We start from the raw sequence: 14,538 nt of genomic DNA, 5'->3' as shown, positions 1-14,538 counted from the left end.
GGGATTATCCTCTCCCGATCAATTGCGCAGCGGCTTGCCGGTTTCGAGCATATGCTCGACCCGCGCCTGGGTCCGCGCATCCTTGACGCTTTCCATGAAGGCGGCGCGTTCCAGCTTGAGCAGCTGATCCTCGCTCACCTCGTCGATGATGTCGGCCTCACCGCCGGTAACGATGTTCGCCAGACGGCCTGCCACCACCACGTCATACGGCGTGGCGACGCCCTTCTTGGCGAAGTCGGCGACCGCGCCGCTGAACGCGACCCGTCCCGCCGCACCGGGCAGGCGGAAGACCGGCTTTTCGGGCGGCTGATAGCCTTCGACCAGCGACAGCGCCTTGCTCTTGGCATCGGCCAACAGGCGGTCGCGGTTCATGGTGATGCCATCGTCCTTGCGGAGATAACCGAGGTCCTTGGCGAGCGCCGCCGAGCGCGACACCTGCGCGGTCGAGATCGTCTCGAACGCCTTCATGACGGCGGGCATGGGACCTTTCGGCATCTTCGGCGACTTGGCGAGGCGGTCGATCAGCTCGCCATTGCCGCCCCAGCCGGGGACCAGACCGACGCCGGTCTCGACCAGGCCGATATAGCTTTCGGCATGCGCCTGGATCGCATCGGCGTGGAGCAGGATCTCGCACCCGCCGCCCAGCGCCATGCCCGCCGGCGCGGCGACCACCGGGAAAGGTGCATATTTCAGCGCCTTGTAGGCCTGCTGCCCCGCGACGACCAGCTTGTCGACTTCCCCCCAGGCCGCGATGTTCACCGCGAACATGGCGAGGCCGAGATTGGCTCCGGCCGAGAAGTTGCTGCCCTCATTATAGATGACCAGCGCCTTATACTGGCTCTTCACCAGCGCGATGGCCTTTTGCAGGAGCGACAGTACCTGCTCGTCGAGCGCGTTCATCTTGCCGGTGAACTCGAACACGACGACGCCGTCGCCGACATCCCAGGCCGCCGCCGAACCGTTCTTGAGCAGCGGTTCGGAGCGCAGCTTGATGTCCTCGAGCAGCAGCACGCCCTCGGCGCGGACGACATCGGCATAGTCGCCGCCGAGCGTCAGATATTGCCGCTTGCCATCGACCACGCGGTAGAAGGGGCGGTCGCCCGCCGTCTCCAGCAGCGCGGGCACCGGCTTGCCCTCGGCGCGCAGCCGCTCGGCCAGCTTGCCCGGCCCCAGGCGGTCGATCAGCTCGAAGGGACCGAATTTCCAGTTATAGCCCAGCTTCATCGCGTCATCGATCGCGACCACGTCATCCGCCGCTTCGCCGACCAGACCGGCGGCATAGGACAGGACGGGCCCCAGGATCGCCCAGGCATAATCGCCGACCTTGCCCGGCGTCGCGACCAGCGCGGCCAGGTCCTTTTCGGCGCGGCTCGGCAGACGTTCCGGCTTCTTTTCCGCGCGATATTCGCCGGTTTTCAGGTCGATCGCCTGCTTGGCCTTGGTGCCGTCGGGCTTGCGGTCGAGGCGATAGAAGCCGCCCTTGCCCTTGCGGCCAGTAAAGCCCTCCGCGATCATCCTGTCGACCAGCGGCAGCGGACGGATCGTGTCGAAATAGGCATCGCCCTCCGGCAGCGTCGAGGACAACGACTTGGCGAGCAGTGGCATCAGGTCGATGCCGACCAGATCGATCAGCCCGAAAATGCCGGTCTTGGGCACGCCCATCGGACGGCCACCAATCTGGTCCGCCTCCTCGACGGTCAGCCCCTGGTCCATCGCCGCATTGATCGCGATGGCCAGCCAATAGGTGCCGATGCGGTTGGCGATGAAGCCTGGCGTGTCCTTGGCGCGGACGATCCGCTTGCCCATGCGGTGATCGACGAACTGCTCGACCTTGCTCGCGACACCGGCATCGGTATGCTCGGAGGTGACGATCTCGATCAGCCGCATATAGCGCGGCGGATTGAAGAAATGGGTGATGAGGAAGTCGCGCTTGAACTGCTCCGACCGCCCCTCGACCAGATGGCCGAGCGGGATGGTCGAGGTGTTGGACGACACCGCCGTGCCGGGGCGCTTCAGCGTCTCCAGCTTGGCATAGAGCGCCTGCTTGATGTCCAGCCGCTCGACCACCGCCTCGACGATCCAGTCGCACTCGGCAACCTTGTCGAGATGATCCTCGATATTGCCGGTTTCCACCAGCCTGGCGGCGGCGGGGGACATGAAGGGCGCGGGCTCTGTCTTGAGCATCTTGGCGACCGCGCCCTTGGCAATGGCGTCGCGGTCGACGCCGTCCTTGGGCACGATGTCGAGCAGCAGGACGGGCACACCGGCATTGGCGACCTGTGCCGCAATGCCAGCCCCCATCACCCCTGCGCCGATCACGCAAACCTTGTTGATCGTGTCAGCCATCATGCACGCTCCAAAACGGTCGCGATGCCCTGCCCGCCGCCGATGCACTGGGTGGCGAGCGCGTACTGGCCGCCATCGCGCGCCAGCAACGCCGCCGCCTTGCCGACGATGCGCGCACCGGTCGCACCCAGCGGATGACCGATCGCGATCGCGCCGCCGTCCTTGTTGATCGTCTCGTCCTTCAGGCCGAGGTCGCGGATGCAGGCGATCGCCTGGCTGGCAAAGGCCTCGTTGATTTCGACCACGTCGAGATCGCCCGCCGATATGCCCGCGCGCTCCAGCGCCTTCTTGGACGAGCCGATCGGACCCAGGCCCATCGTCTCGGGCTCGCAACCCGAAATCCCGACCGACTTGATCCGGGCGAGGATCTTCAGGCCGTGGCGATTGGCGAACTCTTCCGACGTGACCAGCACGGCCGCCGCGCCATCGGTCAGCGGCGAGGCGGTGCCCGCCGTGACGGTGCCCTCCTTGTCGAAGGCGGGCTTCAGGCCGGACAGCACCTCTTCGGTCGTGTCGGGACGGATCAGGCCATCCTCGGTGACGTCGCCCGCCTTGGTGTGGATCGGCACGATCTCATCGGCCAGACGCCCGGCGGCGCGCGCCTCGGCGGCCTTTTTCTGGCTGGCGACCGCGAACTTTTCCTGCTCGGCGCGGGTGATCTGGTACTTGGTCGCGACATTCTCGGCGGTCTGACCCATGCCCATATAGGCCCCCGGCCGCGCTGCGGCGAGTTCGGGGTTGGGGAGAGGATTGTAACCGCCCATCGGCACCCGGCTCATCGATTCGATACCGGCACAGATGAACGCCTCGCCTGCGCCGATCTGAATCTGGCCCATCGCGATATGGATGGCCGACATGGACGATCCGCAGAAGCGGTTCACCGTCATGCCGCCGACCGACAGCGGCAGGTCCGCCAGCAGGCCGATCAACCGCGCGACGTTCATGCCCTGCTCGCCCTCGGGGAAGGCGCAGCCCAGGATGATGTCCTCAATCTCCGATGCATCGACGCCGGTCCGTTCGATCAGGCCGCGAATCACCTGCGCGGTCAGGTCATCGGGCCGAACCCGTGCGAGCGCGCCCTTGCCAGCCTGGGTGAAGGGAGAGCGGGCATAGCCTGCGATCACGATGTTGGTCATCCAATCCTCTCTTTATGGGCTTGCGGCCTAACGTTAAGGTGCGTTACCTACCCTATACGTCAAGACAATAAGCAACTCGACCGCAATCGACAACCGGGTATGGTCGAAAAAAGATATAGGAGAGCGACGCGATGACGGCAGGAGCCATCGGGGAAACCACGACAGGCGGTGTATCGGGTCAGGCGGCGGGACGCCCCCTGGTCTTCGAGCCGCGGCTACTGACCGACATGTTCGAGACCACGGTACGGCGGCACGGGGATCGCCCCGCCATCGACTTCATGGGCCGAATCACCCGCTATGGCGAACTGGGCGCGATGGTCGACAAGGCCGCCGCCGGGCTCCAGGCGCTGGGGGTGAAGCAGGGCACCCGTGTCGCGCTCTGCCTGCCCAACATCACCTATTACCCCGTCCTCTATTTCGCGACGCTGAAGGCGGGGGGCATCGTCGTCAACGTCAACCCGCTCTATGTTGAGCGCGAGCTGTGCCACTTGCTGGAGGATTCGGGCGCGGAGATCATCGCGACCTGCGACATTCCCGACATTTACGGCCGCGTCTCCCATGTCGCCGAGAAGCTGGGCCTGCGCCACGTCATTGCCTGCCCCGTGGCCGACGCGCTGCCGACCATCAAGGGGCTCGCCTATCGCCTGCTCAAGCGGTCGATGATCGCCGCCCCCGGCCCCTCGCCCCGCCATCTGAGCTTCGCCCAAATGATGAAGCGCGGCGGCACCCTGACCCCGGTATCGGCCAGGCCCGACGATGTGGCGGTGCTGCAATATACCGGCGGCACCACCGGCAGCCCCAAGGCGGCGATGCTGTCGCACGCCAATCTGATCGCCAATGCCGATGCGATGGTCATCCATACCGGCGGCGAGGAGATGATCGGCGAGGAACGCATTTTGGGTGTCCTGCCCCTGTTCCACGTCTTTGCGCTGACCACGGTGCTCAGCTTCGCGATCCGGGTGGGGGCGGAGATGATCCTGCTCCCCCGGTTCGAGCTGGACCAGGTGCTCAAGACCATCGCGCGCAGCAAGCCGACCTATTTCCCCGCCGTCCCCACCATCTACAACGCGATCGCGGGCGTGGCCGAGGCGCGCAAGGTCGACCTGTCGGCGATCAAGGCCTGTATCTCGGGCGGCGCGCCGCTGCCCGCCGAGGTGCGCGTGGCGTTCGAGACCACGACCGGGGGCAAGCTGGTCGAGGGCTATGGCTTGTCGGAAGCGTCGCCTATCATCACCTGCAACCCGATCCTGGGGGAGAACAAGGGCGGATCGGCGGGGCTGCCCTTCCCCGGCACGATCATCGAGATCCGCGACCGCGACAATCCCGACCGGCTGATGCCGCCGGGCGAGGTCGGCGAAATCTGCGCGCGGGGCCCGCAGGTCATGTCCGGCTATTGGAACAAGCCCACCGAGAGCGAACAGGTCTTCATCCACGGCGCGCTGCGCACCGGCGATGTCGGCTATCTGGACGAGGACGGCTATCTGTTCATCGTCGACCGGATCAAGGACGTGATCCTGTGCGGTGGCTATAACGTCTATCCCCGCATGATCGAGGAGGCGCTGTACGAGCATCCCGCCGTCGCCGAGGCGGTGGTGATCGGCATCCCCGACCCCTATCGCGGCCAGTCGCCCAAGGCCTTCGTCAAGCTGGCCGCCGATCATCACGCGACGCCGGAGGAACTGCGTGTGTTCCTTCAGGACAAGGTCAGCAAGATCGAGCTTCCCCGCGAAGTCGAAATCCGCGAAAGCCTGCCCAAGACCCTGATCGGCAAATTGTCGAAAAAGGAACTGGTCGAGGAAGAATTGGCGAAGGCGGCGGCGGCGCGGCCGGTGGGGGAACAGGCGAAGTGACGGATACGGAGGAGTTGCGCGGCATCCAGGATGTCGCCAACAGCCTGGGGGTGACGACGCGCACGTTGCGCTTCTACGAGGATCGCGGGCTGATCGAGCCGCGACGGGTGGGCACCGCGCGCGTCTATTCCAAGCGGGAAACGGCGCGGATGCAGCTGATCCTGCGCGGCAAGCGGCTGGGCTTCTCGCTGCGCGAGATCGAGGAGTTCCTGCGGCTGTACGATGCCGATCCCCAGCATGTCGAACAGATGCGCGCGCTGGCCGAGCGATGCCATGCGCGGATCGGCGAGCTCCGCCAGCAAATGACCGCGCTGGTCCAGACGGTCGACGAACTGGAGACGATCGAACGCGAGGCGCGCGAACGGATCGCGAAGGCGGGGGCGTAATCGGCCCTCGTTCCTCCCCTGCAAGGGGAGGTGGCAGTCCGAAGGACTGACGGAGGGGTGTCACCATCGGCGGCGAGCCCCCTCCACCAGCTTCGCTGGTCCCCCTCCCCGTGCAGGGGAGGAAAAGATCAGGCCCCTGTCGGCGCCCGCCAACCCAGGCCCAGCGCCTTTTGCAGCGCAACGTAATCGTTGGTCAGCCCGGCCACCGCCTGCGACAGCGACTGGTCAGCGGACACGCGCTGGCGCTCGGCATCCAGCGTGTCGATCAGGGTCGCGGTGCCCGCGCGGTAACGCTGCTGCATCAGCATCGCCGAGCGATCCGCCGACGCCTTGGCCCGCGCCAGCGTCGCCACCGTGTTGCGCCGCGCGCGGAAGCGCGACAGTGCGTCCTCGGCATCGCGCAGCGCCGACAGAACCACGCCGCGATACTGCGCCTCCGCCTCGTCGCGCGCGCCCTCGGCCTGACCGACACGGGCATTGGCGCGACCGAAGTTCAGCACGTTCCATTGCAGCATCGGCGCGCCCAGCGTCACCAGATTGTCGAGATCGGTCAGCGCGTCGAGCGAGGTGCCGCCGATGCCGATGATCCCCATCAGGTTGAGCCGCGGGAATTTCGCCGCCTCCGCCACGCCGATCCGCGCGGTCTGCGCCGCCAGGTTGCGCTCGGCGGCGCGGATGTCGGGGCGACGCTGGAGCAGCGCGGTCGGATCGCCCACCGCCACCTGCGCGGGCGGCAGCGGCACCTTGCCCGGCTGGCCCAGCCGCTGGTCGAGCGTGCCGGGCGCCTCGCCGATCAGGATCGCCAGCGCGTTGAGATAGGTCTCGACCGAGGCCGAGAGCGGCAGGATCTGCGCATCGGTGCTCTCGACCTGGTTACGCAGCCGCTCGACCTCCAGCTGCGAGGCGGCACCGTTGTTGAACCGCTGAAGCGTCAGGTTCAGCGTGTCGCGCTGCATCCGCGACGCGTCGCGCGCCAGGATCAGCCGCTGCTGCGCGTCGCGAAGCCCGATATAGGCCTGGGCGACATCGGCGCTGAGCGAGACCTGCGCATCGGCGACATTGGCCTCCGCCGCCGCCGCGCTGGCGCGCGCGGCCTCCACGGTGCGACGACGGCCGCCGAACAGGTCGATCTCCCAGCTGGCGTCGAAACCCAGATTGAAGAAGTCGACGCTCGTCCCGCCGCCCGAGCCGCCCGACGCATTGCCGTTCGCGCCGCCCTGCTCTCCCCCGCCACCCAGGTTCAGCGTGGGCAGATCGGCGTGGAGATAGGTCGCGCTGGCATTGGCGTTGGGCGCCTGGTTGGCGCGCTCCAGCCGCAGCGCCGAACGCGCCTGCTTCAACCGCGCCTGGGCGACGGCGACATTGGGATTGGACGCCAGCGCCTGCTCTTCCAGCCAGGTCAGCATTGGATCGTTCAGCGTCGTCCACCAGTCGGCGACCGCGGGCGCGGTCGTCGCCAGCGTGGTGTCGGCGCGGACGAACCCGGCGGGCGGCGTCGCGGCGGAGCCGATGGCCTTGGGCGGCCCGGCATAGTTCGGCCCGAAGGTGCAGGCCCCCAGCAGAAGAAGCGGGATCAGGGAAAGCTGCTTGCGCATCACGGGCCTCAATGCATCGCCACGGGGCCGCCCTTGGGCAGCGGACGAAGGAACAGGACAAGCGGCATCACCATCAGGATGCCGACGCACAGGATGAAGAACAGGTCGTTATAGGTCATCACCAGCGCCTGTTGCTGGATGGTGCTGCCGATCATGCGATAGGCCGCCTCGCTGCTGCCGAACTGGCGGGTCAGGCCGGACAGCCAGTCCTGCACGGCTTGCGAATTGGCCGACAGCGATTCCTCCAGCCGTTGCTGGTGCAGGAAGCTGCGCTGGTCCTGCACGGTCGCGATCCCGGCGAGCGCGAACGATCCGCCCAGGTTGCGCGCCGCGCTGAACAGCCCGGCGGCGTCCCCGGCCTGCGACGGCGGCACCGACGAGATCGCCGCCTGGTTCAGGAACAACATGCCCAGGATCGTGCCGACCCCGCGCAACAGCTGCGAGTCGGTGAACGAGCCCCCGGTCGAATCCGCGGTCAGCACGGTGTCGATCCCCGCGCTCAGCGCCATGATGCCCAGCCCCAGCCCCACCGCGATGCGGATATCGACCTTCTTGATGAGGATCGGGGTGAAGGGCATCATCAACAGGCTGGGGATGCCGCTGAGCAGCACGACCTTGCCCGCCTGGAACGCGTTGTATCCGGCGATCGAGGCCAGGAACTGCGGGATCACATAGGAGGTGCCGTACAGCACCATGCCCAGCACGATGCCCATGATGACCACGCTGCCGAACTGGCGGTCGAGCAGCAGTTTCAGGCGGATGACCGGCCGCGAGGCGACGAACTGGCCCGCGAACAACAGCGCGAAGCCGAAAATCGACAGGATGGTCAGCTCGATGATCTCGCGCGACTCGAACCATTGCTCGCGCTGCCCCTCTTCCAGCACGACCGTCAGCCCGCCCAGCCCCAGCGCCAGCCCCGCAATGCCCAGCCAGTCGGCCTTGGCCAGCTCGGACAGATGCGGCTTCTGGTGCGGCAGGCCCACGAGGAGCAGCGTGACGAGCACCGCACCGACCGGCAGGTTCAGGAAGAAGGCATAGTGCCAGCTGATATTCTCGGTCAGCCAGCCGCCGATCAGCGGCCCCATCACGGGGCCCAGAATGGCGGTGACGCCGAAAAAGGCGGTGCCGATCGGCTGTTGCTCGCGCGGCAGGCGCGTGGCGATGATGGTCAGCGCGGTCGGGATCAGCGCGCCGCCGGTGATCCCCTGCCCCGCGCGCCCGATGATCATCATCGTCAGGTTGGTCGACAGCCCGCACACCACCGAGAAGCCGGTGAACATGATCGAGGCGATCAGCAGGAAGGTGCGAAGTCCCAGCAGCCGTTCCAGCCAGGCGGACAGCGGGATGATGATGATCTCGGCGACCAGATAGGAGGTCGCGATCCACGTCCCCTCGGTGCCGCTGGCGCCGATCTCGCCCTGGATGGTGGGCAGCGCCGAGTTGACGATCGAGATGTCGAGCGTCGCCATCAGCGCGCCGATGCTGCCCGCCGCGACGGCGAGCCAGGCGGTCAGGTCGGCCTTGGCCGGTGTGCCGCCCCGCTGGGCGGCCGATCCGGCCTTGGCCCCCGTCGGGGCGGCGGCGCCGCTCACCGGCGCTGCGCCCCCTCCCGCGCCTCGTTATGCTGGTCCTGCTGCTCGGCGATGCGCTTCAGCGCGCCCTTGGCCGAGCGGGTGTCGACCGTGACGTCGACCGACATGCCAGGCACCATGAGCGCGCGGGTCTGATCGTCGGCGTCGACCGCGATGCGGACCGGCACGCGCTGCACGATCTTGGTGAAGTTGCCGGTCGCGTTCTGCGGCGGCAGCAGCGAGAATTGCGCGCCGGTGCCCGGTGCCACGCTTTCGACATGGCCCTTGATCTCGACACCCGGCAGCGCGTCGACCTCGATCTTCACCGGCTGGCCGGGACGCATCAGGCCCAGCTGCGTCTCCTTGAAGTTCGCGCTGATATAAAGCTGGCTGACCGGCACGATCGACATGGTGCGCGTGCCCGCCTGGACGAACTGGCCGACCCGCACCGTCTTGTTGCCGACACGACCCGCGATCGAGGCACGGATCATCGTCGAGCCGAGATTGACCTCGGCGGCGTCGAGCTGCGCCCGGGCGGCCTCGCCCTGTGAACGGGCCTGCTGGACCTGCGCGTTCAGCGTGCCGATGCGGCGACGCGACGCGGACAGCGCGGCATTGGCCGCCGCGACCTTGGCATTGGCCTGACGCGCCTGGTTCTGGAGCTGCGACAGGCGCTCGCGGCTTTCCGCGCCCGATGCGGCGAGCGGGGTGTAGCGGACGACCTCCGCCTGGGCGAAGGCGGCATCGCTCTGCGCGGCGCGGAGATCGGCCTCGGAGCGGTCGATCGCCGCCTGCTGCTCGCGGATCTGCGCCTGGACGCCCTGCGCATTGGCCTGGGCGACGCCGATCTGCGCCTCGATCTGCGCGGTCTGGGCGCGATAGTCGCGCGTGTCGATCTGGAGCAGCGGCTGGCCCGCCTGGACGTTCTGGTTCTCGCCGACGAACACCTTGTCGACATAGCCCGAGACCTTGGGCGCGACGGTGACGGCATCCGCCTGGATATAGGCGTCGTTGGTCGACTGCATATACTGGCCGACGCTCTTGTAATTCGCATACCAGAACACGCCGCCGATCACCGCGACCGCCGCGACGACGAGCAGGATGACACGGATGCGCCGCTTCTTGGCGGGGGAGGCCGGTGCCTTGTTGTCGTCATCGGGGGTCGTGTCGGCGGCGTTCGCGCCCTGCCCCTCATTCACTTGGTTAGCATCGGCCATGCCGGGCCCCCCTGTCGATGGAATCAATGGAACTTGGCAGTGTATTTGGACGCACTTGCAGCATAAGGCAAGACCATTTATTGAGTTACCTCATAATATGGTTGACCGTGACTCTCTCATGCTTCGCTACGGCCGCATCTATATGCGGCTTCACCGGTTGCTGGACCGCCGCATGGCGGCGCAGGGCGCATCGCTCGCGCGGACCAAGATGCTGCTGTTCATCGCGAACAACGCGCCGGTGCGCGCCGCCGACATCGCCGAATGCTTCAGCCTGGCGCCGCGCACCGTGACCCAGGCGGTGGATACGATGGAGCGGGACGGGCTGCTCGTCCGAATCCCGGACCCGGACGACCGGCGGGCCAAGCAGCTTGCCATCACCGAGAGCGGGCGTCAGGTCATCCGCCAGACCGAACCGCTGCGCCGCGAACTGACCGGCCTGGCGCTCCACAGCCTGACCGACGAGGAAGTGGGGCAACTGAGCGTCATTCTCGACAAGCTGGACCTGGCGGTCGGGGCAGAGATCGACGCCCTGCCCGCCGGGTCGTCCGCCGCGTCGCCATCGCAGGACTGAACGCCGCGTCGCCTCGACCACCCTTTCCCTCCGATGGCTGTCCTCAGCGCGGTTCGGAATAGAATCGCAGCGCGGGCGGCGGATCGCTCGGCCGCTCCCCTTGCGCCGCACGATGCGCCGCGCGGACCGCCGCGGCCAGGCTGCCCGGCCGAAAGGGCTTGGCGATGCAGCCGATCACCAGCGGATGGCCGCCGCGTTCCGGGCAATTGCCGCTCAGGAAGATGCTGGGAATGCCACGCTCGGCCAGCAGCTGCGCGGCGGTCAGCCCGCTGTCGCCATCGGCCAGCTTGACGTCGCACAGGACGAGGTCGGGGCGCTGCGCATCGGCCAGTTCCAGCGCCGCCGATACGGTATCCGCGATGCCGATGACATTGTGACCGTGCAGGGTCAGCGCATCCTCGACGAGCATCGCGACCAGCGCCTCGTCCTCGATGATCAGCAGGTCGAGGCCATCGGCATCGAATGCGGAATTATCGGATACCAGTCCCGTATTCGCCACCGTCATGCGGCATGACCAAGATCAGGCACCCATCATCCTCGTTCGTCAGCGTCGCGCGCAACTGATGGCAAAGCCGTGCGACCAGTCGATGACGTTCGACAAGATCGACATGGCGTCCCCATCCGGGCCCCTGAAACGCAATGCGCAGCATTTCGTTCCCGCCCGCCCGAAATGGATGCATCGCGATATGCGGGACCGCCGCCCCGCCTTCCAGCAGCGTGTCGAGCAGCAGCGCCGCCGCCACCGCCCGCTCGATCGGCACCGGGACGGGCCCTTCCGCCGCGACCGCGCCCACCGCCGCGTCGCCGCGCAACTGCGCGATCACGTCGCCGAACAGGGCCGCCAGGTCGACCAGCCCCGGCTCGGCGGTGGCGTAGAGCGGGCGATGCGCGCTCGCCAGCACCTGCAACCGCTCGGCGGCGCGCGACAGGGCGACGCGGGTCGCGGTGTCGCTGGCCGAGCGGACCTCGTGCGACACCAGCCCGATCGCGACCTGCAAGGCGTTGCGGACCCGGTGGTTCAGCTCGTCGAGCAACCGCGCCTGCGTCTCGATTCCGTGCCGCAGCGCCTCCTCGATCCGCAAGCGGTGCTGCGCCAGCGCGACATAATGGCACAACAGCGTCAGCAGCCGCCGCTCATCCTCGCCGAACGGCCGGGCCGCGCGCCGACCGAAGCCCAGCGTGCCGAGCAGCTGATCGCCGTGGAGCAGCGGCATGCACAGATAGACATCGATCCCCAGCGAACGGACGAAGGACGTCCGCACCTCGCCGCTTTCCTGGATGTCGGTCAGGTGCAGCGCCCGGCGCTCGCGCATCGCCTGCCCGCAGGCGGACTGGGTCATGTCGAGCGACGCCGCCTCGGTACGTTGCGCGCGCGACAGGCCGCCCGACGCCTCCAGCCGGACGGAGCGATCGTCGCGGCGGAAATTGAAATAGACGTCGAGATCCAGCTCGTCGCGGATCAGGGCGAACAGCGCATCGATCATCGCCGCGGGATCGTCGGCGGCCATCAGGCGGTCGGTGGCGGCGGCCACCAGCGCCAGATAGCGGCGCGCCACGTCCGGATTGGCGGTTACCGATCCGATCGCGTCGTCGGGCAAGGTCAGGGACGCACGGGATGACGGGGAGAGAGCCACGTCTTTCAGATAGCCTTACCGGCCGCCGCCTCCAAGGGGCTTGGTGGCCGTGATGGGTTAAACCTCGTCCGGGAACGGGCGGAAACGCGGCACCGCCCGCTCCCGCCCGCCCCCTGGTCGGATCAGCGCGCCATCGCCGCCGACTGGTCGAGCGGCACGACCGGCAGCCAGACCCGGCTGGGATTGGCACCGCCGCGTTCCAGCGTGATCGTCGCCTTCCGGTAATCGCCTGCCTTGGCCGTGAAGATATTGGGCACGAAGGTCTGGGGATTGCGGTCGTAGAGCGGGAACAGGCTGGACTGGACCTGGACCATGATCCGGTGCCCCGGCTGGAACACATGGTTCACGGTCGGCAGGCGGAACTTATATTCCTGCACCTTGCCCGCCGGGATCGCGGTCGGGTTGGAGAAGCTGTTACGATAGCGCCCCCGGAAGATGTCGAGGCTGATCGGCAGCTCATAGCCGCCCATCTTGGGGTCGATCGCATCCTCGGGCGGGAAGACGTCGATGACCTTCACCACGAAGTCGCCGTCGGTCCCGGTCGTGCGCGCGAACAGGTCGGCGATCGGCGCGCCCGACACGCGCACCGACTTGGTCAGGACCGGCCCGGTATAGGTGACGACGTCGGTCCGGCCATCGGCATGTCGCTGGTCGCTGACCAGCCAATCGCCCCAGCGGCCATCGTTGAAATTGACCGGGCGCGACAGATGCGGAACCGGATTGGCGGGGTCGGAGACATAGGAATCCTCCCCGCTGCCCGGCTTGTCGAAACTGAGCCCCTTGTCGTCCGCCAGATAGAGCGGGGTCAGCGGCGCGTCGCATCCGCTCTGACAGGCCAGCGGCCAGCGGGTCAGCCTGTCCCAATGGTTTTCGCCGGTATTGTAGATGGCGGCGCTGGGCAGGTTGGCGGGCGCGCCGTCCTTCAGATACTGGTTGAACAGCGGCAGGACCATATTTTCGCGGAACTGCTTGGCGGTGTCGCCATTCCACTGGAACGGGCCCAGGCTGGTGCCGGTGCGGTTGATCTGGCTGTGCCGCCACGGGCCCATCACCAGGAAGTTGTTGCCCAGCTTGCCCTTGGCCTTCAGCGCCTCCCACGAGGTGATCGCGCCGTACATGTCCTCCTGGTCCCACAGCCCCTGTTCCCAGATGGTCGGCACGTTGGAGGGGTTGGCGGCCAGCAGCTTGTCGAGCGCCTGGCCCTGCCAGTAGAAATCATAGGCGGGATGCTGGACGATCCGCTGCCAGAAGGGCAGCTGGTCATAGCCCGACTTGCTGGCCCAGTCGTTCGCCGAGCCATGGCGGAAATTCTCGTAATCGTCGTAACCGCCGCTCGACGGCGCCTTGCCCTCGCCCTTGTAGCCGGTCTGCGATCCGATCCAGCCGATATTGGCGAAGCGGAAGGCCCCGTAATGGAACCAGTCGTCCCCCATCCAGCCGTCGATCATCGGGCTTTCCGGCGCGGCGACCTTCAGCGCGGGGTGCGGATGGAGCAGCGCCATGACGACGGTGAAGCCCTCGTACGAGGACCCGATCATCCCGACCCGGCCATTGGACTGGGGCAGGTTCGCCTTGTTCACCAGCCAGTCGATCGTGTCATAGGCGTCGGTCGTGTGATCGACCTTGGTCGCGTTCAGCGGACCGATGACCGGACGGGTCACGACATATTCGCCCTCCGAGCCATATTTGCCGCGAATGTCCTGATAGACGCGGATATAGCCCGCCTTGACGAACTCCTCGTCGGCCAGCGGCAGCGCCTCGATCATCCTGGTGCTGTCCGACCGCTTGGCGCGGCCGGCGGCGTTATAGGGGGTGCGGGTCAGCACGATCGGCGCGTTCACCGCGCCCTTGGGTATCACGATGACGGTGTAGAGCTTCACGCCGTCGCGCATCGGGATCATCACCTCGCGCTTGATGTAATCGCGCTCGGCGACGTCGGTCGGCGGGGTGAAATGGGCGGGAATGTCGCTGACCGTGGAGTCGGTCACGACCTGGACGGGCGTGGAGGCGGCGGGGGTCTGCTGGGCCGAGGCCGGGGACAGGATCGCGAGCGCGCTCGCGGCAAGCAGGCAGGTGCGGAAGGTCATGGAAGAAACGGATCCCCCTCTGGATCGGTTGATGCGCCATCGTGCCGCGACGGAAGCGTCAGGGCAACTGTCCGGTTGCCTATGGTACATTATATCATTGCCGTGCAAGGGCCCCGCGCGCCGCGCCGCTTTCCTTTCATCGCCC

Annotated in this window: 11 protein-coding genes; 3 read left to right on the top strand and 8 right to left on the bottom strand. The window is 67.2% G+C overall.

Going from position 1 to position 14,538, the window contains the following annotated elements; translation table 11 throughout:
* Positions 1-18: 18 nt before the first annotated feature.
* Together QE360_RS11715 and QE360_RS11710 are read right to left on the bottom strand one after the other, a co-directional pair.
* A complete protein-coding gene (locus QE360_RS11715; protein WP_309704146.1) occupies positions 19-2,346 on the bottom strand; it encodes a 3-hydroxyacyl-CoA dehydrogenase NAD-binding domain-containing protein in 2,328 nt (775 codons plus the stop codon).
* Positions 2,346-3,482, bottom strand: a complete 1,137-nt coding sequence (locus QE360_RS11710) for a thiolase family protein (protein ID WP_309701714.1) — start codon at positions 3,480-3,482, stop codon at positions 2,346-2,348. Before QE360_RS11710 ends, QE360_RS11715 begins: the two co-directional genes overlap by 1 nt.
* Positions 3,483-3,613: 131 nt before the next feature.
* Between QE360_RS11710 and QE360_RS11705 the strand changes: the two genes are divergently transcribed.
* The gene (locus tag QE360_RS11705; protein ID WP_309701712.1) at positions 3,614-5,332 is read left to right on the top strand and encodes a long-chain fatty acid--CoA ligase; all 1,719 of its coding nucleotides are present in this window, start codon (positions 3,614-3,616) and stop codon (positions 5,330-5,332) included.
* Positions 5,329-5,718 (top strand): MerR family DNA-binding transcriptional regulator, encoded by a 390-nt coding sequence (locus tag QE360_RS11700; RefSeq protein WP_307099869.1) that lies wholly within the window; start codon positions 5,329-5,331, stop codon positions 5,716-5,718. Before QE360_RS11705 ends, QE360_RS11700 begins: the two co-directional genes overlap by 4 nt.
* 128 nt (positions 5,719-5,846) lie before the next feature.
* Here the strand turns inward: QE360_RS11700 and QE360_RS11695 are convergent, their stop codons facing one another.
* Genes QE360_RS11695 through QE360_RS11685 form a run of 3 tightly spaced genes read right to left on the bottom strand, consistent with a single transcriptional unit; the run spans position 5,847 to position 10,101 of the window.
* Entirely contained in the window at positions 5,847-7,313 is a 1,467-nt protein-coding gene (locus QE360_RS11695; protein ID WP_309701710.1) for an efflux transporter outer membrane subunit, read from the bottom strand.
* An 8-nt stretch (positions 7,314-7,321) separates the two neighbouring features.
* Positions 7,322-8,905, bottom strand: coding sequence for an MDR family MFS transporter (locus QE360_RS11690; protein ID WP_405052585.1), 1,584 nt, complete (start codon positions 8,903-8,905; stop codon positions 7,322-7,324).
* A complete protein-coding gene (locus QE360_RS11685; protein WP_309701708.1) occupies positions 8,902-10,101 on the bottom strand; it encodes an HlyD family secretion protein in 1,200 nt (399 codons plus the stop codon). Before QE360_RS11685 ends, QE360_RS11690 begins: the two co-directional genes overlap by 4 nt.
* Before the next feature lie 118 nt (positions 10,102-10,219).
* Here QE360_RS11685 and QE360_RS11680 point away from each other — a divergent pair, with 118 nt between their 5' ends.
* Positions 10,220-10,672 (top strand): MarR family transcriptional regulator, encoded by a 453-nt coding sequence (locus QE360_RS11680; RefSeq protein WP_309701706.1) that lies wholly within the window; start codon positions 10,220-10,222, stop codon positions 10,670-10,672.
* A gap of 43 nt (positions 10,673-10,715) precedes the next feature.
* Here QE360_RS11680 and QE360_RS11675 read toward each other — a convergent pair whose 3' ends face one another.
* The 3 genes from QE360_RS11675 to QE360_RS11665 all read right to left on the bottom strand — a co-directional run bounded on the left by QE360_RS11675 (position 10,716) and on the right by QE360_RS11665 (position 14,393).
* Positions 10,716-11,177, bottom strand: coding sequence for a response regulator (locus QE360_RS11675; RefSeq protein ID WP_309696499.1), 462 nt, complete (start codon positions 11,175-11,177; stop codon positions 10,716-10,718).
* Positions 11,143-12,270 (bottom strand): GAF domain-containing protein, encoded by a 1,128-nt coding sequence (locus tag QE360_RS11670; protein ID WP_309701704.1) that lies wholly within the window; start codon positions 12,268-12,270, stop codon positions 11,143-11,145. Before QE360_RS11670 ends, QE360_RS11675 begins: the two co-directional genes overlap by 35 nt.
* Positions 12,271-12,428: 158 nt before the next feature.
* The gene (locus QE360_RS11665; RefSeq protein WP_309701702.1) at positions 12,429-14,393 is read right to left on the bottom strand and encodes a CocE/NonD family hydrolase; all 1,965 of its coding nucleotides are present in this window, start codon (positions 14,391-14,393) and stop codon (positions 12,429-12,431) included.
* Between the last annotated feature and the right edge of the window lie 145 nt (positions 14,394-14,538).

It is taken from the genome of Sphingomonas sp. SORGH_AS_0789 (assembly GCF_031453055.1).
Classification (GTDB): Bacteria; Pseudomonadota; Alphaproteobacteria; order Sphingomonadales; family Sphingomonadaceae; genus Sphingomonas.
Note: the sequence above shows the minus strand (reverse complement) of the source record. Positions and strands in the feature narration are given on the sequence as shown.